The sequence below is a fragment of the Rhizobium sp. Root1220 genome (assembly GCF_001426265.1).
Classification (GTDB): domain Bacteria; phylum Pseudomonadota; class Alphaproteobacteria; order Rhizobiales; family Rhizobiaceae; genus Rhizobium.
This window is the reverse complement of record NZ_LMDG01000033.1, coordinates 394,292-415,597: the sequence shown is the minus strand read 5'-3', so window position 1 is coordinate 415,597 and position 21,306 is coordinate 394,292. Positions and strand designations below refer to the sequence as shown.

General features: G+C 59.0%; 22 protein-coding genes and 2 pseudogenes. 23 read left to right on the top strand and 1 reads right to left on the bottom strand.

Features of this window, described 5'->3' with window-relative positions:
* Positions 1-113: 113 nt before the first annotated feature.
* The 13 genes from flgF to fliP all read left to right on the top strand — a co-directional run bounded on the left by flgF (position 114) and on the right by fliP (position 9,050).
* Positions 114-848, top strand: a complete 735-nt coding sequence (gene flgF, locus ASC90_RS21150; protein ID WP_056544763.1) for a flagellar basal-body rod protein FlgF — start codon at positions 114-116, stop codon at positions 846-848.
* A gap of 16 nt (positions 849-864) precedes the next feature.
* Positions 865-2,256 (top strand): flagellar protein export ATPase FliI, encoded by a 1,392-nt coding sequence (gene fliI, locus ASC90_RS21145; protein WP_056544759.1) that lies wholly within the window; start codon positions 865-867, stop codon positions 2,254-2,256.
* 11 nt (positions 2,257-2,267) lie between these two features.
* Positions 2,268-2,822: a hypothetical protein gene (locus ASC90_RS21140; protein WP_056544755.1), complete on the top strand. Its 555-nt coding sequence runs from the start codon at positions 2,268-2,270 to the stop codon at positions 2,820-2,822.
* 148 nt (positions 2,823-2,970) lie between these two features.
* A complete protein-coding gene (flgB, locus tag ASC90_RS21135) occupies positions 2,971-3,363 on the top strand; it encodes a flagellar basal body rod protein FlgB (protein ID WP_056544752.1) in 393 nt (130 codons plus the stop codon).
* Between the two features lie 4 nt (positions 3,364-3,367).
* Positions 3,368-3,784, top strand: a complete 417-nt coding sequence (flgC, locus tag ASC90_RS21130) for a flagellar basal body rod protein FlgC (protein ID WP_056544749.1) — start codon at positions 3,368-3,370, stop codon at positions 3,782-3,784.
* A complete protein-coding gene (locus ASC90_RS21125; protein ID WP_056544748.1) occupies positions 3,784-4,110 on the top strand; it encodes a flagellar hook-basal body complex protein FliE in 327 nt (108 codons plus the stop codon). The genes flgC and ASC90_RS21125 overlap by 1 nt, the downstream gene beginning before the upstream one ends.
* A gap of 20 nt (positions 4,111-4,130) precedes the next feature.
* Positions 4,131-4,919, top strand: coding sequence for a flagellar basal-body rod protein FlgG (gene flgG / locus ASC90_RS21120; protein WP_056544745.1), 789 nt, complete (start codon positions 4,131-4,133; stop codon positions 4,917-4,919).
* A gap of 17 nt (positions 4,920-4,936) precedes the next feature.
* The gene (gene flgA / locus ASC90_RS21115) at positions 4,937-5,419 is read left to right on the top strand and encodes a flagellar basal body P-ring formation chaperone FlgA (RefSeq protein WP_056544742.1); all 483 of its coding nucleotides are present in this window, start codon (positions 4,937-4,939) and stop codon (positions 5,417-5,419) included.
* Entirely contained in the window at positions 5,416-6,537 is a 1,122-nt protein-coding gene (locus ASC90_RS21110; protein WP_056544739.1) for a flagellar basal body P-ring protein FlgI, read from the top strand. Before flgA ends, ASC90_RS21110 begins: the two co-directional genes overlap by 4 nt.
* A complete protein-coding gene (locus tag ASC90_RS21105; RefSeq protein WP_056544736.1) occupies positions 6,534-7,076 on the top strand; it encodes a MotE family protein in 543 nt (180 codons plus the stop codon). Before ASC90_RS21110 ends, ASC90_RS21105 begins: the two co-directional genes overlap by 4 nt.
* Positions 7,073-7,789: a flagellar basal body L-ring protein FlgH gene (flgH, locus tag ASC90_RS21100; RefSeq protein ID WP_056544733.1), complete on the top strand. Its 717-nt coding sequence runs from the start codon at positions 7,073-7,075 to the stop codon at positions 7,787-7,789. The genes ASC90_RS21105 and flgH overlap by 4 nt, the downstream gene beginning before the upstream one ends.
* 11 nt (positions 7,790-7,800) lie before the next feature.
* Complete coding sequence (locus ASC90_RS21095; protein WP_056544730.1) at positions 7,801-8,316, top strand: flagellar basal body-associated FliL family protein; 516 nt, start codon at positions 7,801-7,803, stop codon at positions 8,314-8,316.
* Positions 8,313-9,050 (top strand): flagellar type III secretion system pore protein FliP, encoded by a 738-nt coding sequence (fliP, locus tag ASC90_RS21090; protein ID WP_056544727.1) that lies wholly within the window; start codon positions 8,313-8,315, stop codon positions 9,048-9,050. The genes ASC90_RS21095 and fliP overlap by 4 nt, the downstream gene beginning before the upstream one ends.
* A 77-nt stretch (positions 9,051-9,127) precedes the next feature.
* Here the strand turns inward: fliP and ASC90_RS21085 are convergent, their stop codons facing one another.
* Positions 9,128-11,059, bottom strand: coding sequence for a glycosyltransferase family 41 protein (locus ASC90_RS21085; protein ID WP_200950929.1), 1,932 nt, complete (start codon positions 11,057-11,059; stop codon positions 9,128-9,130).
* Between the two features lie 257 nt (positions 11,060-11,316).
* On the opposite strand from ASC90_RS21085, the pseudogene ASC90_RS30415 reads away from it, so the two are divergent.
* The 10 genes and pseudogenes from ASC90_RS30415 to ASC90_RS21040 all read left to right on the top strand — a co-directional run.
* Positions 11,317-11,646 (top strand): annotated as a pseudogene (locus ASC90_RS30415) (flagellin); the annotation flags it as partial.
* Between the two features lie 9 nt (positions 11,647-11,655).
* Positions 11,656-12,438: pseudogene (locus tag ASC90_RS21080) on the top strand (flagellin); the annotation flags it as partial.
* Between the two features lie 378 nt (positions 12,439-12,816).
* Entirely contained in the window at positions 12,817-13,725 is a 909-nt protein-coding gene (locus ASC90_RS21075) for a flagellin (RefSeq protein WP_056544724.1), read from the top strand.
* A gap of 288 nt (positions 13,726-14,013) precedes the next feature.
* A complete protein-coding gene (locus tag ASC90_RS21070; protein WP_056544721.1) occupies positions 14,014-14,979 on the top strand; it encodes a flagellin in 966 nt (321 codons plus the stop codon).
* Positions 14,980-15,152: 173 nt separating this feature from the next.
* The gene (locus ASC90_RS21065; RefSeq protein ID WP_056544718.1) at positions 15,153-15,785 is read left to right on the top strand and encodes a hypothetical protein; all 633 of its coding nucleotides are present in this window, start codon (positions 15,153-15,155) and stop codon (positions 15,783-15,785) included.
* Positions 15,782-17,056, top strand: coding sequence for a MotB family protein (locus tag ASC90_RS21060; protein WP_056544717.1), 1,275 nt, complete (start codon positions 15,782-15,784; stop codon positions 17,054-17,056). The genes ASC90_RS21065 and ASC90_RS21060 overlap by 4 nt, the downstream gene beginning before the upstream one ends.
* 3 nt (positions 17,057-17,059) lie before the next feature.
* Entirely contained in the window at positions 17,060-18,367 is a 1,308-nt protein-coding gene (gene motC / locus ASC90_RS21055; RefSeq protein ID WP_082520005.1) for a chemotaxis protein MotC, read from the top strand.
* 1 nt (position 18,368) lies between these two features.
* Positions 18,369-19,769, top strand: coding sequence for a flagellar hook-length control protein FliK (locus ASC90_RS21050; protein WP_056544714.1), 1,401 nt, complete (start codon positions 18,369-18,371; stop codon positions 19,767-19,769).
* Entirely contained in the window at positions 19,711-20,274 is a 564-nt protein-coding gene (locus ASC90_RS21045; protein WP_056545010.1) for a lytic transglycosylase domain-containing protein, read from the top strand. The genes ASC90_RS21050 and ASC90_RS21045 overlap by 59 nt, the downstream gene beginning before the upstream one ends.
* A gap of 281 nt (positions 20,275-20,555) precedes the next feature.
* Entirely contained in the window at positions 20,556-21,227 is a 672-nt protein-coding gene (locus ASC90_RS21040; protein ID WP_056544712.1) for a winged helix-turn-helix domain-containing protein, read from the top strand.
* The last annotated feature ends 79 nt before the right edge of the window (positions 21,228-21,306 follow it).

Here is a 21,306-nt window from a genome sequence, read left to right as displayed (position 1 = left end):
ACGAGCGGGTATCCGTGCCCGTTTCTGAGATGCCGCCTCAGCGAAATCCGTGGTCAACAGCCTGCCACACCCGGTTTCGTAACGTTCATCGCCAATGCCAGGAGCTTATCGAGATGCAATCCGGTCTTTATGTTTCGCTGTCGTCGCAGATCGCGCTCGAACGCCGCCTCACGACGATCGCCGACAACATGGCGAATGTGAACACGACCGGCTTCCGTGGCACGGAGGTGAAATTCGATGAGATGCTTGGCGAAACGGGCAACAAGATCAACGCAAAGATCGCCTATGTCTCGCAGGGCAATGACTATCTTTCCGGCGATAGCGGTGCACTGCAGCAGACAGGCAACATGCTCGACTTCGCGATCAAGGGCGATGCCTGGTTTTCGCTCGACACGCCGGCTGGCAAGATCCTTACCAAGGATGGCCGCTTTACGCTGAGAGACAACGGTGAACTGGTCTCCGTGCGAGGGTATCCGGTTCTCGACGCAGGCGGTGCACCGATACAGCTCAACAAGGCCGGCGGCGAGCCGAAGGTCGGCGCGGATGGCCTGATTTATCAGGACGGCAAGCAAGCCGGTTCGCTCGGTCTATTCGAAGCAGACATCGGCAAGGGTTACCTGCGCTACGAGAACAGCGGCATCATGACCACCGAGCAGCCACGGGCGATCACCGACCGCTTCGACGTTGGGGTGCAGCAGGGCTATCTCGAAAACTCCAACGTCAACGCCATGCGCGAAATCACGCAGCTGATCGAAGTGAACCGCGCCTTCGAGAGCATGGCGTCGCTCAGCAAGGACAGTGAAGCTTCTTTCGGCGAAGCGATCAAGACGCTCGGTGGCAGCCGCTAAGCGAGAGGCCTGAAGCATGAGCAACACATCGCTCGCCGACGACGCGCTCTCGCCGAAGCTCGCCCATCTCGGCGATCTTATTGCGCGCTACTCAAACCCGGAATTCCAGGTCGCTCCCGGCGGCCACGTTCAGACGATCGCGGCGGGTTACTACACGGTCAGCGGTCTGTCCCGGCATGTCCGTCTGGGCGAATTCGTCGCGCACAAGTCTCCGACCGGTATCCATCTGGGCGAAGTCGTTCGCGTCGAGCCGGACCTGACCTACGTTTGCCCGATCGAACCGGGTGAACCGATCGGAATTCGCGACACCGTCATTCGCAAGGGTGCATTTCGCATATCGCCGTTGGACAGCTGGTGCGGCCGAACGCTGAACTCCCTTTGCGAGCCGATCGACGGTCTCGGTCCGATCGCTGAAGGGCTCAGCCGACGCTCGATCTCCAATACCGCGCCGCCATCGATGACACGAAAGCGCGTCGAACACGGGTTCAAGACCGGCGTTCGCGCGATCGATCTCTTCTCGCCGCTCTGCCTTGGCCAACGTCTCGGCATCTTCGCCGGATCAGGCGTCGGCAAGTCGACCTTGCTTTCGATGCTCGCCCGTGCAGACGCCTTCGATAAGGTAGTTATTGCGCTGGTCGGTGAACGCGGTCGTGAAGTCCGCGAATTCATCGAAGACACCCTTGGCGCCAACATGAAGAAGTCCATCGCCGTGGTTGCGACCAGCGACGAGAGCCCGATGCTGCGCAAGATGGCGCCGTTGACCGCCGTGACAATTGCCGAGCATTTCCGCGATCAGGGTGAGAACGTCCTGTTGATCGTCGACAGCGTCACCCGCTTTGCCCATGCTATTCGCGAAGTCGCGACGGCTTCCGGCGAGCCGCCGATTGCGCGCGGCTATCCCGCATCGGTCTTCACCGAGCTGCCGCGCCTGCTTGAGCGGGCAGGGCCGGGTCCGGAAGGCACCGGCACCATTACGGCGATCGTTTCCATTCTTGTCGATGGCGACAATCACAACGATCCGATTGCCGACTCGACCAGAGGTATCCTCGATGGTCACATCGTTCTGCAAAGAAGCCTGGCCGAAGAAGGCCGCTATCCGCCGATCGATCCACTGGCTTCGATCTCGCGCCTTGCACGCAAGGCATGGACCCCCGACCAGGAGAAACTGGTCTCCCGGCTGAAGACGCTGATCCACCGCTTCGAGGAAACGCGCGACCTGCGCCTCATCGGCGGCTACCGGCAGGGGGCTGATCCTGATCTCGATATGGCGGTCAAGCAGGTTCCGGTCATTTACGACGTCTTGAAACAATCCCCCGGCGACGCCGATTCCCAGGACGCCTTTGCCGACCTGGCTGGCGCCCTGAAGGCTGCCGCCGGCATGGGCAATCAGCCGAATATCCGTAGATAGCGAGGCCAGACGTGACCGACTTCGACGACGATGAGACAATCGCTCCGCTGCAGCCGCAGGGGCGGCGCAGGACCGTGCTGTTCGATCGCGCGCTGACCGTCGCCGGCCTGCTGTTGGCAGGCGCTTCGGCGATCTTCCCATGGTATGTCTTCTTCAACGAAGACAAGTTCGGCATCAATGTCGCTCAGGCCGATCGCACCCGCGATCTTCCGGATTGGCCTGCGCGCAATGTCTTCAGCGTTTCGCCACTTGCCATGAGCAACAAGAACCCGCACGAGAAAAAGCCTGAGCTCCCTTTCGATCCGCTGACCACTGCGACGATCTCCAATATCGGCACGGAGGACGACAAGGGGACGCCGGCGGAAGATCAGCCGTTTCCGGGCAAGTCCGGCTTTCGCCTTCTTCACGTTGCTAACGGCCGGGCGCTGATCGAGGATCCATCCGGCATGTATGTCGTGCGTGTTGGTTCGATCCTGCCCGACGAAAGCCGTCTGGCAACTCTCGAGCAGCGGGACGGAAAATGGGTCATTGTCACTTCCAAGGGCGAAGTGTTTCAGCGCGACTGAAACCCGGCTTGTGTCGTGAGGACGCGCGGGCGCCGCTGGAAACAGCTGGCGCCCTGTTTATTTGAGGCGCGGGCGGCGCCGCATTTCTCCGTAAGTCTGACGCAAGATTACCGCCATAGGGTCACCCCAGTAAAAACGGAGAGTTTCCATGCAACCGATTCAACTTTTCGACTTGGCTTCGCGGCAGGCTGAATGGCTGACGATCCGTCAGGAGGTTGTTGCCGGCAATATCGCGAATGCGAACACGCCGAAATATCGCTCCAAGGACATTACACCCTTCCAGGCCGTTCTCGATCACTCGGACGTCACCATGGCGCGTACCAACGCGGCGCACCTGAGCGGCAACGACCTGAACACCAAGAACGACATCGACGTCAAGGAAGCTGCGCTCGACCAGGAAATGGGCATCCAGGAATCCGGCAACACGGTCGGATTGGCGGAGGAACTCTCCAAGTCCGGCGAAATCAAGCGCCAGTACGATTTGAATACCTCGCTCGTCAGCTCGTTCAACCGACTGATGCTAATGACGGTGAAGAGCTAAGATCATGGATCCTTTGTCAGCAGCCCTCAAGATTGCAGGTTCGGGTCTGGAGGCACAGTCGACGCGCCTTCGCATCGTCTCCGAAAACATCGCGAACTCTCGTTCGACCGGCGACACCCCAGGTGCCGATCCCTACCGCCGCAAGACCATTACCTTCGGTGAAGCGGTGGACCGCGCAAACGGAGTAACAACGGTGAACGTCAAGAAACTTGGTGTCGATGAATCGAAATTCATCACCGAGTTCGACCCGAGCAATCCGGCTGCCGACGACAAGGGGATCGTCAAGCTCCCCAACGTCAACATGCTGATTGAAATGGCCGACATGCGGGAAGCCAACCGCTCCTATGACGCCAACTTGCAGACCATCAAACAATCCCGTGACCTGATCTCGTCAACGATCGATCTTCTGAAGAGCCAATAATGATAAACAGCATCAATGGCATAAGCTCCCTCTCGATGACCCGCGGCCTAGCCGCGATCGAGCCGGACAACTCCACCACGGCATCTTCCGCACAAAGCGCGGCAAACGACGGCAGCTTCGCCTCCGTTCTGAGCAATGTTGCGAGCGGTGCGGTCAATACCATGAAGAACGCCGAGAATATGTCCTTCGCCGGCATCAAGGGTACTGCAACGACGCGTGAAGTCGTGGATGCGGTCATGCAAGCGCAACAGACACTTCAGACCGCAATCGCGCTTCGTGACAAGGTCGTCTCGGCCTTTCTCGAAGTCACAAAGATGCAGATGTAGTTGAATTTAAGGATGAAGCCATGAGAGCGCTAGCCATTGCTGCAACGGGCATGGATGCCCAGCAGACAAACCTCGAAGTCATCGCGAACAACATCGCGAACATCAACACGACTGGCTTCAAGCGCGCCCGCGCGGAATTCACGGACCTTCTCTATCAGACCGAACGCGCCAAGGGTGTGTCCAACCGCGCCAACCAGTCGATCGTTCCGGAAGGCGCGAACATCGGTCTCGGTGTCCAGACGTCGGCGGTCCGAAACCTGCACATTCAGGGCGAACTCTCCCAGACGGGCAACGACATGGACGTGGCGCTGATCGGTCGCGGCTTCTTCCAGATCCAGGCTGCCGACGGCACGACGCTCTACACCCGTGCCGGTGCCTTCAACAAGAACGAGACGGGCCAGATCGTGACGATCGATGGCTCCCTCGTCGCGCCGAACATCACCATCCCGCAAGGGTCGACGCAGTTGACCATCAGCCGTTCAGGCGAAGTCTCGGCAAAATTGCCGGGCGACACGGATCCAACGGTGCTTGGCCAGCTGCAGATTGCTGACTTCGTCAACGAAGCTGGTCTGCAGCCTCTCGGCGACAACCTCTTCGCCCAGACGCCGGCGTCGGGTGATCCCGTGGTCGGAACGCCTGACGAAGAAGGCTTCGGCTACTTGAAGCAGAGCTACCTGGAATCGTCGAACGTCGATCCGGTTAAGGAAATCACCGAGCTGATTTCGGCGCAGCGCGCTTACGAAATGAACTCGAAAGTCATCACCACCGCCGACGAAATGGCCTCCATCGTCAGCAAGAACCTGAAGTAACAGGGAAGAGCCGAAACATGATGTTTTGCCGGGTCAGACGTATCCGCGGATGGGCAGCCGCCGTTGCGATCATAGTCACCGCGACTGCCACGCCGCCAGCAGCCGCTGCCGGAATGGGTTCTGCCGTGGTGCCGACAACGACGATCTACCCCGGCGAAACCATCTCCGGCGCTCAGTTGCAGGAGGTCGAGGTGACCAACCCGAACCTTGCCGGCGATTATGCAAAGACGATCCGGCAGGTCGAAGGCATGATCTCCAAGCGCACCTTCCTGCCTGGACGTACCATCTCGGTCTCGGCCCTGCGCGAACCCTACACGGTGGCGCGCGGCTCCTCGATCCGCCTGGTTTTCACGCTCGGCGCGATGACAATCTCGGCAGCGGGATCGCCGCTTGAAGATGGGATGACCGGTCAGCTAATCCGCGTTCGCAATATGGATTCGGGTGTCATCGTCAGCGGCACGGTGCTCGCCGACGGGACAATACACGTGGCCGCAAAATGAAAAAAATCCTTCGCATTTTCGTTGCCCTTGCATTCCTGGCCCCGAATCTGGTGGCTGTCGCGCCGGCCTCGGCCATGACGTCGCGTATCAAGGATATAGCATCGCTGCAGGCCGGCCGTGACAACCAGCTCATCGGCTATGGTCTGATCGTCGGCCTTCAGGGGACAGGAGACGGATTCCGCGCTTCGCCGTTCACCGAGCAATCGATGCGCGCCATGCTGCAGAACCTCGGCATCTCCACGCAGGGCGGTCAGTCCAACGCCAAGAATACGGCGGCCGTCATGGTCACTGCCAATCTCCCGCCTTTTGCCAGTCCGGGAAGCCGGATCGACGTCAGTGTCAGCTCGCTGGGCGACGCGACGTCGTTGCGCGGCGGCACGCTTATCATGACGTCGCTGTCTGGCGCCGATGGTCAGATCTACGCCGTCGCCCAGGGCTCCGTCGTCGTGTCCGGTTTCAGTGCTCAGGGTCAAGCCTCCAGCATCACCGAAGGCGTCACGACGGCGGGACGCGTTCCCGGCGGCGCCATCATTGAACGCGAGCTGCCATCGCGCTTCAAGGATTCCGTCAATCTTGTCCTCCAGCTGCGTAATCCGGATTTTTCGACGGCGGTTCGCATTGCCGACGTCGTCAACGGTTATGCCTCCGCACGTTTTGGCGGACCGGTCGCCGAAGCCAAGGATGCACAGGAGGTTATCGTCCAAAAGCCTCGGGAAGCCGATCTGACACGGCTGATGGCTGACATCGAAAATCTTGAGGTCAAGACGGATACGCCTGCAAAGGTCGTGGTCAACGAGCGAACCGGCACCATTGTGATCGGCTCGGATGTGCGCGTGTCGCCGGTAGCGGTTTCATATGGTACCCTCACGGTCCAGGTCACCGAGACGCCGCAGATCATCCAGCCGGAGCCATTCTCGCGCGGTGTTACCGCCGTCCAGCCGCAGACCGATATCGCGGCGCAGAAGACAGGCGGCAAGGTCGCGCTGCTCGACGGACCCGATCTCAAGACACTGGTGGCCGGTCTCAATAACATCGGCGTCAAGCCCGATGGCATCATTGCGATCCTCCAGGGCATCAAGTCCGCCGGTGCCCTGCAAGCGGAGCTTGTCCTGCAATGACGAAGTGGGATGCGAACATGAGCCGTTTCCAACTGCTGCGGCAACTCGCGCTACCGGCCGTCGCCGTCGTGCTGCTCTCCATTCCAGGTGCTTTCGCCCAGGAAGCGCCGGCGACCATCGTCGATCCGACCTCGCAGGATGAGATCAGGCAGTTCTGCACCAACATAGCGGATTCCGCCCGCGACCAACGCTATCTGCTGCAGAAGCAGGAACTGGAAAAGCTTCGCGCGGACGTCGATACGCGTATTGCGGAATTGCAGAAGCGAAAGGAAGAGTATCAGGACTGGCTGAAGCGCCGGGATGTCTTCCTCAAGCAGGCCGAGGCCGGCCTGACGGATATCTACAAGAAAATGAAGCCGGACGCGGCTGCCGCCCAGTTGCAGGAAGTCAAGATCGAAGTGGCGGCGGCCGTCATCATGAGGTTGGGCCCGGGTCAATCGAGCCTGATCCTCAATGAGATGGATGCGCAGAAGGCTGCGATCATCGCCAACATCATCGCAAGCGCGTCCGATCCCAATACGTCGAAGGACCCCTCATGAACAGGCTTTTCCCGGCGGCCATCGCCGCCGTAGCGATTCTCGCGGGTTGCGCGTCGCCGCAGGCGATCAACGAGATAGGTCGCGCCCCCGCCATGAGCCCCATCGGCAGCGGTCTTGCCTACGGCCAGACTCCGCAGATGTCTCTCTATCCAAAGCAGCCGCGCCAGGTCGCACAGGGATACTCGCTCTGGAGCGATTCACAGGCGGCTCTCTTCAAGGATGCGCGCGCGTTGAATGTCGGCGATATTTTGACCGTCAACATACAGATCAACGACAAGGCTAAGTTCGAGAATGACACCAGCCGCAGCCGCACGAACTCGAGCGGCTTGAACTGGGACGTCAACGCCAAGGTCGGAGCATGGAATCCTGCCTCGACAGCCGACGTAACCTATGGGTCCGACACCAGCACCGACGGCAAAGGCAAGATCGACCGGTCCGAAACGCTGAAGCTCATGGTAGCGGCCGTTGTTACGGGCATTCTGGAGAACGGCAATCTGGTGCTCAGCGGTTCTCAGGAGGTCCGCGTCAACCAGGAAATCCGGATCCTGAACGTCGCCGGTATCGTACGTCCGCAGGACGTGGACGCCGACAACCAGATTTCCTACGAGAAGATCGCCGAAGCGCGCATCTCCTACGGTGGCCGCGGCCGCCTGATGGAAGTGCAGCAGCCACCGCGCGGCCAGCAGGTCGTCGATCTCTTCTCGCCGCTTTGAGGTCGGATACAATGGCAGAAGCAGAAGGTACCGAAGGCCAGTCGAAAAAGAAATCGGCCATGCTGATGACCGTCGTCGGCCTGGCCGTGTTGACGCTGTTGGGCGCCGGTGGCGGCTGGGTCGTCGGCACCATGGTTGCACCTGACATCAAGGGTGCGGTCGCCGAAGAACAGGCTGCCGAAGGCAAGGGCGCGGCGGCGCAGAAGCCAGGTGAGGCGGGTCTGCCTCATATATCCACCGAGGCCAACATGGTCGTGCAACTCGAGCCGATCACCGCGAACCTTGCCTATCCCTCGGAGAACTGGGTGCGCCTGGAAGTGGCGCTACTGTTCACTGGTCCGCCGGACGTCAAGCTGGCCGAGGATATTCACCAGGATATCATGGCCTACGTGCGAACTGTCTCGCTGCAGCAGATCGAAGGGCCGCGCGGCTTCGAATATCTTAGGGATGACGTCGAGGAGCGTGTTGACCTTCGCGCGCAGGGACGCGTATCGAAGGTCATGTTCAGGACCTTCGTTGTCGAATGATTCGATTCATACTGCTTTTCGCCGTCATGATGGCGGTGCCTGAGCTGGCGCATGCGCAGCAGCTCCCCACAAACCTTTTGAACTTGCCGGTCGACGGCTCGGTCGCCGCGTGGATCATCCGCACGTTTGGCCTGCTGACCATACTCTCGGTCGCTCCGGGCATTCTGATCATGGTGACGAGCTTCCCGCGCTTCATCATTGCCTTCTCGATCCTCCGGTCTGGCATGGGGCTGGCGTCCACGCCCTCGAACATGATCCTGCTTTCGCTTGCGCTCTTCATGACCTTCTACGTCATGCAACCGACGTTCGATCAGGCTTGGCAAAGTGGTGTGCAACCGCTCCTGACGAACCAGATCAACGAACAGCAGGCCGTCGAACGCATTGCCGATCCTTTCCGCACCTTCATGTCGAACAATACGCGTGACAAGGATCTGGCGCTGTTCGTCGACCTCGCCCGCGAGCGCGGACAGACTGTCGAAACGGGAGAGAAGGTCGATTACCGCGTGCTCGTTCCGGCGTTCATGATTTCGGAGATCCGCCGCGGTTTCGAGATTGGCTTTCTCATCGTCCTGCCATTCCTGGTCATCGACCTGATCGTTGCTACCATCACCATGGCTATGGGCATGATGATGCTGCCGCCGACGTCCATCTCACTGCCCTTCAAGATCCTGTTCTTCGTTCTGATCGACGGCTGGAACCTGTTGGTCGGCAGTCTCGTGCGCTCGTTCCACTAGTCGCCACACCTTTCAGGCTCAGCCATAGAGAAAGCCCGCCGACTTGTGTCGGCGGGCTTTTCAGATTGTGAGTGTCTTCACTCGAAGGAGAAGAACGGTTCCGTGCGCGGCGGGAGTGCCGGAACGTCGATATGGTCGGGCTCCATCCCGAATTTGGCGCGCTCGACCATCATCTCGTAGGCCTTCTCCAGGTGAAGGCGGAAACGATCGGCATCGAATAGCGGCATGATGCCGGCATTCTGCCTGAGGCGCTGCTTATACTCCGCGATGCGTTCGGGGCTCGAGGCGAGCTCGACGGCCATATCCTCGTAGGCCTGCCTGTCCGCGGCAACCAGTTCGGGCAATCCGATGGCGTTGAGAAGGCTCTCGCTGACGCGTGAAGCGAAGTGGGTTCCCTTGACGGTCAGAACCGGCAGACCGCCCCACAGCTGTTCAGAGGTTGTGGTATGGCCATTGACAGGGAAGGTGTCGATGCCGAGATCGGCGGCCTGCTGGCGGTCTATGTGTTTTTCATATTTGACGCGTGTACAGAAAATGATGCGGTCGGCCGAGATGCCGCGCTTGCCCGCATACTTGCGAATATTGGCCTCGGCACGCACGGATGACAGCATTAGCCAAAGGACGCTATGCGGTGAGCGTCGCAAGATGTTGCACCAGCTATCTAGCGCCTCTGGCGTGATTTTACGATTGCCGTTGAACGATGCAAATATGAAAGCATCTTCCGGCAAGCCAAGCTCGGCTCGGGTCACCGGATTGGGCTTGGGCCGGTTGGCGGGATCGTTCGGCTGGTAGCTGTCGGGCAACCGCACAAGCTTCTCATGGTAATGCGGTTTGGAGCTATCCGGGAGGACGAAATGGTCACCAATCACGTAGTCGAGGTCGATATTGACAATGCTGCCGGGGAAGCCGAGCCATGCAACCTGGATCGGTGCCGCGCCGTAGTTCAGAATATCCACGCGTCCTTCTGATGTATGGCCCTTCAGGTCGACAAGAATGTCGATCTCATTCTGTCGGATCGTGTCCGCCGCTTCGGCGTTTGTCAGATCACGGATTGTGCAGATGTTGCCCCAGCCCGATCTGTCGGTCTTGTTCGCTTCGAGATAGCTTTCGGCCGAATGGCAGAAGAGAGTAATTTCGAAACGATCGCGATCGTGGAGTTCCAGCACCCGCTGAAGAAGCTTCATTGTGGCGTGATCGTCCCAGAAGTCGGCAGAAAGATATCCCACTCGGATCTTCTTTCCCCAGGCATGAGGTAGCGCTCTTCTGCCCGTTGCCAGCTGCTGCAGTGACACCGCTGGGTTCAGGGAGGCGGCACGGTTCATTGCCTCGTCGGCGCACCAATGGAGATTGAAGAAGGGGTTGTCCTTCCGCAGGAACTCGAGTTGCCCTTTCTTGAGCATCTCGGCGAGCGGCGCGAAATAGGGGACTATGCGCTCGTAGTCGCATATCTCTCGCGCGAAGACGAGGCTGAGTAATCGCAACGCCGGCATATTCGGAAACCGCTTGAACAGATTGTTCACGAGCGTTTCATTCGTCGGATCGAGAATATGATCCGTAAGGGCGCGAACTGCGATCAGGATGTGGTCTGGATTGGAACTTTCGGAAATGGCCCGCCGAAAAGGGCTGATCAGGTCAAGTCGGCCTTGCTTGATGTAGATAAAGGTAAAGAGGTAGGCGAGATCGGCGTCGTTCTGCGCAAGTTTCATAACGCGTAAGGCGTGGGCCAGGGCCTCCTGCTCGTCGCCGCATTGGAAATAGAGGAGCGCGGCTTCGCGTGTATATAGCGATTCCGCGTGGCTATCGAGTTTGCCTGCCAGCGAATAAGCCGCTGCTGCTTCCGCCTTAAAACCCAGCTTCAGCATATTTTTGGCCAGGAGGACGTAGGTCTTGACGTCTTTCTGGGTGTCTACCAGCTTGTTCAGGACCTCGAGCGACTTCAGATACTGGCCCTTCTGGTAGTCTTTGGACGCGGCCGCAAAGGAAATGCTAGTATTCAAGACCCACTCCATGCAGGGATTTCATCGGTGTGCCGGGGCTCGCGCTCACGCTGAGTCCGGACCTAGTTTCCTCCAGTCTAGACATACGAAGCTTGCATGAAACCGGTGACCGCCCTCGAATGCGAACGAGGTAATCTTTAGCGGTCGTTAACCACTGACAGGATCGATCGCGTTTCAATAATTACTTTAACCGCTTAGCAATGAATGCCTGCGAGATTCAGCGTCGACATGACGGGTTTGGTTGCTGAAACAAGATAGCGCCGAGTAGCATGAAGCTGGTCCGTCATCGCCGGTATAGAAGTCCGGTATGTCCTCACCATTGTATTTCGTTTTCAGGGGACAGACTTATGACAAGCATCAACACCAACAACTCCGCTATGGCCGCTCTCCAGACGTTGCGTGACGTCAACAAGGGTCTCGGGAACACGCAGAACGCCGTTTCGTCCGGTCTGCGCGTAGGCAAGGCTTCCGACAACGCCGCTTACTGGTCGATCGCAACGACGATGAAGTCGGACAACAAGGCTCTCTCGGCCGTATCCGACGCACTGGGAATGGGTGCAGCCAAGATCGACACCGCGTACACCGCCGTCGATAGCGCCATCGACATCGTTTCGTCCGGTCTGCGCGTAGGCAAGGCTTCCGACAACGCCGCTTACTGGTCGATCGCAACGACGATGAAGTCGGACAACAAGGCTCTCTCGGCCGTATCCGACGCACTGGGCATGGGTGCCGCCAAGATCGACACCGCSTACACSGCYGTCGATAGCGCCATCGACATCGTYGGCGAAATCAAGGCCAAGCTGGTTGCCGCCACTGAAAAGGGCGTCGACAAGCTGAAGGTTCAGGACGAAATCTCGCAGCTCCAGGCACAGCTCTACAGCGTTGCCCAGTCTGCTTCGTTCAACGGCGAAAACTGGGTCAACAACTCTGGCGGCACCGTCAGCGTCGTTTCGTCCTTCGTTCGCGGCACGGACGGCACCGTCAGCGTCAAGACCACGGACTACGTACTCGGCASCTCCAACACGCTGTTCAACGGCGCGACCGGTGGTATCCTTGGTGCGACTGGTGCGKCGTTCTCGACCGCTTCGATCTACTCCTTCGCTYTGACCGCAACGACGACGCAGGGTCAGATYGACAACCTGCTCACCGACGTTGAATCCGCACTGAAGTCGATGACGACGGTAGGCTCGCAGYTCGGTTCGCTCCAGAAGCGCRTCGACATCCAGACGGACTTCGTGTCTTCGCTCAGCGACTCGATCGACTCCGGTATCGGCCGCCTGGTCGACGCCAACATGGAAGAAGAGTCCTCCAAGCTCAGCGCCTTGCAGACCCAGCAGCAGCTGGCGATCCAGTCGCTGTCGATCGCGAACTCCTCTTCGCAGAACATCCTCTTGGAAGAAGAGTCCTCCAAGCTCAGCGCCTTGCAGACCCAGCAGCAGCTGGCGATCCAGTCGCTGTCGATCGCGAACTCCTCTTCGCAGAACATCCTCACGCTGTTCCGCGGCTAACATACAGGGCGCCCCACGGCGCCCTGGCAGACATAGCCGTCGGCATTGCCGACGGTCACATCGCAGGCCGCGCTCCCCGGAGCGCGGCTTTTTTTATTGCGCGTTAACCAACCGTTAACCGAACTCATGGTTTCTGGCGTCAACGAAACGGTATGTTAACCAAGCTTAAGAAGCGGTTAGCAGGCATGACGCTCCTTACCTTTCCCGGTACCGACCCGGAATGTCCCTGTTCAAATTTTGCCAGCAAGGGGCGATAATTTCATGACAAGTATTTTGACGAACGTCGCAGCAATGTCCGCTCTTCAGACCCTGCGCAGCATCAACGGTAGTCTGGAAAGCACGCAGAACCGCGTTTCCTCGGGCTATCGCGTTGCCGAAGCCAAGGACAACGCTGCCTATTGGTCGATCGCAACGACCATGCGTTCCGACAACAAGGCGCTTTCCGCCGTTTCGGATGCACTCGGATTGGGTGCCGCCAAGGTCGACACGGCCTATTCGGCGATGGATAGCGCCATCGATATTGTCAGCGATATAAAGGCGAAAATCGTTGCTGCGACGGAAAAGGGCGTCGATAAAGCCAAAATTCAGGACGAGATTGCACAGCTTCAGCAGCAACTGCTGAGTGTTGCCCAGTCGGCCTCCTTCTCGGGTGAGAACTGGGTTGCCGGCAACACGACGAAAAGCGTGGTCTCTTCCTTCGTCCGCAATGCGGGCGGTGCGGTCTCGGTCCAGACGACAGAATACGTCCTGGATGCTAGCACCAACGGTAACGTTCTCTTCGGAATGACGACCTCCGGCGCCATCGACACCGCGACGGGCATCATCGGCACCTCGAGTGGCAGCGTTGGCTCGATCTTCAGCATGAATATAAACAGCTTCGGCCAGACCGATATCAATCTGGCATTGACCGCCGTCGAAGCTGGCTTGAGCGCGCTGACCAAGGCCGCCTCCCAGCTGGGATCGATCTCGACCCGTATCGATCTGCAGGACAGCTTCGTATCGAACCTTAGCGACTCGATCGACTCCGGTGTCGGCCGTCTCGTCGATGCCGATATGGAAGAGGAATCGAGCAAGCTGACGGCATTGCAGACACAGCAGCAACTGGCGATCCAGTCGCTGTCGATTGCAAACTCCAGCGCGCAGAACGTTCTGACCCTGTTCAAGAACTAACGATCGACAAACGGTTTTCAGCAGCTCTTTCGGCATGCGCGATCGTCTTGGAAGCCGCATTTCTTCATGCGGCTTTCTCTTTGTTTTTGAAGCGAATTCAAGGTTGCGCGAAGCTTGTGGGGCCGTATTTCAGACCTTGTGCCGAGCGCATTGGTTGTTTACCTTCACTTAACAGTTGATTTGTTTTAGCGACAAACCGGCCTGGGAAACCAGCCGTGGGCATGAGGCCAGGTCAGTCGCTACCGGTAGTCCGGTCTGTCCCGTTTCCCCAGACATCAGAGCCTGAAAATGACCTATAGAATCACGAGCTCTGCGCAGGTAAACGCCCTTGCGGTACTGCGCATCATCAACAAGGAAGCCGCGACAACACAACAGCAGGTTTCGTCGGGTTTTCGCGTCGAAACGGCTGCTGACGACGCGACCTATTGGTCCTATGCAAGTGTCATGCGCTCGGACAGCAGCTCGCTGCAGAACGTCCACGACGCGTTGGGCGTCGGTGCTTCGAAGGTCGATACGGCCTACACTGCCATGAACAGCCTCGTCGAACAGCTGACTCAGATTCGAACGACGCTCGTGACGGCACAGGAAGCCGGCGTTGACAAGACCAAGCTCAATACCACACTAACCGAGTTCAAGAGCCAACTGCAGACGACGGTGCAGACGAGCAGCTTTGCCGGCGAAAACTGGCTGCTCAACCAGGATTCGTCATTGCCAGCTTCACGATCCGTCATCGGCGGCTTCATCCGCGGAGCCAGCGGCGACTATCAGGCGCAGACCATCGGCTTCCCGGCCGATCAAACCGTCATGATCGACATGTCGGATGCAAACCGTGGACTGCTGACGAAGGCGGTGGACGCGAATACCCTGAACGCGGACGGGACCACGACTCCGCGAAACTACTATCTCCTCAACACCGGCTCCACGACGCCCGCAGCCGGAAACGAGATCAAGCTCGACGCCAATACCACCCCCCAACAGCTGAAGGATATGCTCGCGGTCGTGGATTCAATGCTGTCGACCGTGACGAGGACAGCTGCTGGTCTGGGCATTATGAGCGCCCGGATCAGCGACCGTATCGACTACACCGCCAGCATGTCCGACGTGATCGACAAGGGTGTCGGCGCGCTTGTCGACACGGATATGGACGAGGCCTCGATACGCCAGAAGGCGCTGGCGACACAGCAGCAGATGGGCGTGCAGGCGATCTCGATTCTAAACACCACGGCCAGCAAAGTGCTTATTCTGCTGCAGTGACGGCCGCTGGGCGCTCGCCCTTGTTGCCCTCGCGGTCGCCCTTCATCTTCGCGCAAGTTTGACTACCTAGTTTCGATCCATGAAGGCGCGCCGTTGGTAGATCGTGCCCGGAGAGTTGTCTTCCAGATGGGGCGCGGCATGTCGCAGTTTTCTGCAGGTACGGAGTGGTTTCAGTGAGCATACTGCTTTCTCGGTACCTGAAGGATTTCGGCGAACCGGCAATACAGGTGCCTGTTGCTGAAGATGATGATTTCGCTGCGGAATTCGGCGGTTTTTCTGACGCTGAGGAGCCAGAGATCGACGTCGAGGCCGAGCGTCGCAGCGCCCATGCGGACGGCTACGCGGAAGCCGCTGCGGCACTAGTGGAGAAACATGAGTTCGAGGCGCAGACGGTTGCTTTGGTGCACCAGCGCGAGATCGACGAACTGCGGGATCGCTACGAAGTCGAAGCAGCCGCGCTGATAGCCTCCCGGCTGGAGGCGATAGCAGCGGAGGTCGCGGAGCTGGTAAGTGCCGCCGTGGCAACGGCTCTTGCGCCAGTGCTGACGGATGTCGTTTCGCAGCAGGCGGCGATCAGTCTGGCCGCGAGCCTGCGGGAGGCCTTCCTGGAAGGCGACGCAGGCACGATTACGGTCAAAGGGCCGGCTCGACTGTTCGAGGTGCTGGCGAAAGAACTCGGCGACAAGGCGAGCCTTCTTCGCCACCACGAAACGTCGGATATCGATCTGACCGCTGAATTCGGCGACGCTGTCCTCGTGACCCGCATGTCTGCCTGGGCGACGGGCTTGAAGAAAGTTCTGGAATGAGTGAAAGCGAAAACCACCATCACGGCAAGAACGAGATCATCATCGTCAAGCGACACGGCGGTGGCGATCATGATGGCGCCCACGGCGGCGCCTGGAAAATTGCCTATGCCGACTTCATGACCGCGATGATGGCTTTCTTCCTTGTCATGTGGCTTGTCAACGCTGCCAACGAGGAAACCAAAGCATCGGTTGCGACCTATTTCAATCCGATCAAGCTCTCCGATGAGAAGCCGACGGAAAAGGGCCTGAAGAAGCCTGTGGAGCAGGCGGACGGCGATCAAAAACAGGACAAGTCGAAGGAAAAAGAGGATCAACCCACCAAGGGATCATCGGCGGCCAACGGGGAAGACCAGACCGCCACTTCCGGAGACCAGACGAATTACTCCGAAGCCGACTTCTTTGAAAACCCCTATTCCGTCCTTGCCGAGATTGCGCAGGAAGTCGGCCAACAGGCAAACGTCAGCGCCAAGGGCGAGGGCGGTGCAAGTGATTCGGGCCCGGCAACCGGTGCGGACGGCGGGCAGGCCTATCGCGACCCCTTCGATCCGGATTTCTGGATGAAGCAGGTCGAGGTAACACGCGCGGACAAGAAGCTGCCGGCCTCGGCTGAAACGCCCGCCGACGCTGCGCAGGACGCCGTTGAAATCGCCAAGGCTGAAGCCGAGCAGCATGTGGTCGCGATGAAGGCTGCGGAGGCCGAGAAACAGCAGGACCATCCGGCGGATGCTCAGGCTCGATCGCCAGCCTCGACCGTACCCGCAGAGGCCAAGGAAAATACACCGGCGGCAGAGGCTCAACAGGCGAACGAGCAAAAGCAGGCGGAGCAGCTTCAGAAGGAAATCGCGGCGCAGATTGGCGGCATTGCCGGGAAACTGGCGGAGGGACTGACGGTAACGGCGGCCGAAGGCGGACTGCTTGTCAGCATTTCCGACCAGACGGACGATTCGATGTTTAATGTCGGATCGGCTGTTCCACGCAAGGAAATGGTGCTGGCCATGGAGAAGATCGGCGAAGTCCTGAAGGGCAGGCCGGGTGCGGTCGTCGTCAGGGGCCACACTGACGGCCGGCAGTACAAGGGTGAGAATGGAAACTGGCGCTTGTCGATGGACCGGGCGCAGGCGGCGTACTACATGATGGTCCGTGGTGGGCTGGATGAAAAGCGGGTGTCGCAGGTTTCGGGTTTTGCTGACCGGAAGCTAAAGGACCAGGCGGAGCCCTTCAGCGCAAAGAACCGGCGCATCGAGATACTCGTCCAAGCGGATCAGGGATAGTTCATGATCCGACATCCCCGCCTTATTCTCCTGCTGCTCGCCGGCCTTGCTGCGACCCCGGCTGTTGCGGCGGGCGCGGAAGGGCAGGAGGACATTGCCCCTTACAAGATGCTTCGCTCCCTGCAGTTCGTGCAGGATTCCGTCGTGCTAGGGGACCACTCTGCAGCGGAAATGCAGCGGTTCATGCTGGAGACGATCGATCAGCGATTGCGCTCGATCGATCCTTCGGTGTTCGATGATGATCGGAACGTCGATGCGGCACTGATCTATGCGATGAGCGGCGGCAATCCGCAGACGCTGGAATATCTGATCTCGCGCGACGTGAACGGTCACTTCGACAATCGCGTCAGCGACATCTTGAGAAAGTACATGGCGGGCAAGGGACTGCTCGTTGCCCAGAGCCTCGTCGAGACGGCGAACGAATACAGGGACAAGAAGATCGGCCCCTACCTCGCTCTGGTCGGAGGCAATGTCACCCTTGCCAAAAGCCCGATGGAGGCGTTGAAGCTCTACGATCAGGCGCGTCTCCATGCGCCCGGCACGATCGTGGAGGAGGCCGCCCTGCGCCGCTCGGTGGCGATCTGCGTCGATGCCGGAATGGTGGACAAGGGGCTGGAGTATTCGCGGCGGTACATTCGTCGCTTCCTGCATTCGCCTTACGCAAGCCAGTTTGCCGATCTGTTCGTGAGGCTGCTCGTCAATCATGATCACGAGGTAAAGGCAGACGACGTCGTAGGTATCCTGTCCTTCATGGACGAGGCGCGACAACGCGAAGTCTATCTGCGCATCGCGCGCGCGGCGGCAATTGCCGGCAAAGGCGACCTTGCAAGAATGGCAGCAGCTCGCGCGCAGGCGCTAGCAGGCGACTCCGACAACGCCTTTGGCGCCCTTGCGGATTTCTACGGGGGAATGGCGTCGATTCCGACCGACAAGATCGATACAGCGGCCAAGAACATCGGCACCATTTCCGACAAGGAATTGTCACCACGCGATCAAGCATTGAGAGCAGCGGCGAAAGTCGTTGCTGAACAGATACTTCGCGCACCGGATCCAGCAAGCTTGGCGCAAGCATCTACCCCTAATTCTAATGGTCAAGAAATGACTTCTGAACATGCGGATGCTTCGCCGACGGCTGAGCAGGAAGCGGAGGGGAATCCAGCTTCGCCTGCTGTTGTGGGAAATGCCGCGGCGCTGCCGTCATCCGATAAAGGCGGGCAGCACGACGGTGACCCTTCGTTCAGCTCATTCGTGACGTCAAGTCGATCGCAGTTGGATGAGATCGACGGTCTCTTGAACAAAGAAGGCAACTGACATGATGGACATCAGCGTTTCGGGGGGAGCGTCTGCAGCCGGGGCCGCCTCGGCGGCGGGGGCCGGACGTCAGGCAGGAAGTGGTGTGGATGCCGGTGGCGGTTTTACTGACGTGCTAAACAAGGCGAGCAGCCCCACAACGAAGCAGGATGCAGCAGAACCTGCGGCACCTGCCCAGTCTGACGGCCACGTAGTGCAACACCGGCCAGTTGCGAAAGCGCTGATCGACCTCGGTCAGGCTTCGCCGGCAGGGCAGGCTGAGGCTGACCCTGACGCGCTGGCGGACAAGCCAACGGAAAAGACCGTGCGCGGTGGTCAGGTCAAGGTCGCCGGCAAGCATCACGCCGAAACGGACAAGGAAGAAAGCTCCGACAAGGGCGAGGATCAATCGACGGTCCACGAAACCAAGGACGCCGCGCCGGCGAACACCGGCAAGATTGACAGCGGAGAAGCTTCGGGTGACGCCAGCCCCATCTCCGATGTTCTAAGTTTGCTGAAGCAGGTCCCGGCCGACGCATCCGCGAGTGCGGCAGCGATGTTGGGGCGGCGGGGCGGAGCCAGGGTTTCCGTGGACGGCGGGGAGACTCCGGGCGCTCGCACCAGGTCGAAGGATGATGGAGCGGTCTCTGATGCAAAGGGCGTGTCGCTGCTTGGCAAGGGAGCCGAACACACGGAAGTGCCGGGTGCCGAAGCTCCCGATAGCGTGGATACCCAAACGTTCAGGCTGAGCCGCGCCGATGGCCGTGGGCAATCCATGGACATGCATCTTGGTATCGACAAGGACGCGGCAACGGAGGCGGGTGGCAAAGCCGCCATCGAAAACGTCGCTGTTGTTGATTCGAGACGCTATATCGGCTTGGCGCAGAACACCAATTCCGCTGCGGTTACCGCAGCGATTTCGGGCGACTCCGAATGGGCACACGCGATGCAGGCAAGTTCCGCCCTTTCCAACGCGGCCGAATGGACGAGCACCGGCAAGGTAGTGAATACGCTCAAGATTCAGATGAACCCGATCGACCTCGGCCTTGTGACGGCAACGATGCGACTGCATGGCGACGCGCTGAATGTCGATCTGAAGGTCGAGACGGCGGCGGCCTACCGTCAACTCAAGGAGGATCATGGCAAGATCCTCGAGGCGTTGCGCAGCCAGGGCTATGCGATCGACAACGTCACGATAGGCCTGGCTCCCGTCGACCGTAGTGATACCAGCACCCAGCCGAATGCCCAGGGCCAACCCCAGCAGCAGGCGTTTGCCCAGCAAGGTCAGGGCGAGGCACGCGAGCGTCAGAATCAATCGGGACAGCGCACCACCGGAGGATTCAATGGCGCAGGCGAAACCATCGTTGAGGGTGCTTCTCCTGGCGCCGCTGGCGGCAGCCGTTCTGGGGATGTCTATCTGTAGCGCCGCAGCGTCGAACAGTGCGTGCGAACAGGAAATTCAATCAGCCGCGTTGAAGTATGGCATTCCAGAGGGCATCCTTTATTCGGTCGGTTTGACTGAGACGGGACGCAAGGGCTCTCTCTATCCCTTCGCGCTGAACATCGAGGGGAAGGCGTTCTTTCCTCCCTCCGAGCAGGATGCACTGAGGCAGTTAGATGTCGCTCGCAGATCGGGTGCAAAGCTGATCGATATCGGCTGCATGCAAATCAACCAGTACTACCATGGTGAGAATTTCCGGTCCGCCGAGGAGATGTTTGATCCCCGTCGCAATGTGGAGTATGCGGCAAAGTTCCTGCGTAATCTGCATGACCGCCACGAAACCTGGACGATGGCGGTGGCGCGATATCATGCTGGTCCCAACAATGACCCCGCGCAGAAGCGATACGTTTGCCGCGTCATCGCTAATCTGGTCGCCACGGGATACGGAAATTGGACTCCCAATGCGAGTACCTTCTGTCAAGATTAATTCAATCAAAGATGGCAGAAATAGAACAAAGCAGAAATGTGTCATATTGTGGCAGGAATCTGGCGCAATATGGCAAGGCAAGTCACATTTAAGGATACGTTAACTTTTCCACGAAATTTTTGTGTGCATAAAATTGGCACCCACTACATGTAGAGCAAATCGGGACCCAATTCTTAATCAACTATTAATTCCCGCCTGTAAGTTCCTACAGCTTGTCCCAGAATCGTGCGATTCGTACCCATAGAGCATCGAGGTACCACAACTGATTCGGAGGCGGACGAATGATCGTAGTGGTTGATGAGCGTGAGCTCGTGAAAGATGGCTACACTTCACTTTTTGGGCGGGAGGGAATTCCGTCCACGGGGTTTGATCCAGGCGAATTCGGAGAGTGGGTCCAGACGGCTGCGGATTCGGATATCGCAGCTGTCGAGGCATTCCTGATCGGGCAGGGGCAGCAGACATTTGACTTGCCGCGGGCGATCCGTGACCGGACCCAGGCACCGGTAATTGCGGTCAGCGACCAGCCGTCGCTTGAAAATACACTTGCACTTTTTGATTGCGGCGTCGATGACGTCGTCCGCAAGCCGGTGCATCCCCGCGAGATCCTCGCCCGTGCAGCTGCCATCCGGCGTCGCCTCAAGGCGATTTCGAGCCACACCGACATTGGTGGCATCCGCGTATACTCGGATGGGCGCGATCCGGAAATAAACGGCGAAGTCTTTGCGCTCCCGCGTCGTGAGCGCCGCATCCTTGAATATCTGATCGCCAACCGCGGTCGACGCGTCACCAAGACCCAGATCTTCAATGCCATCTACGGCATCTTCGACGAGGAAGTCGAAGAAAACGTAGTCGAGAGCCATATCTCGAAGCTGCGCAAGAAGCTGCGCAAGAAGCTCGGCGTCGACCCTGTCGATTCAAAGCGCTTTCTTGGCTATTGCATTGATTGGAATTGATTTTTCAGACCGGGCCAGGCGCTCCGGATCCAGGTCTTCGCGATTTCGTTAGACCTTCCGGCCTCAGACAGCTTCACGC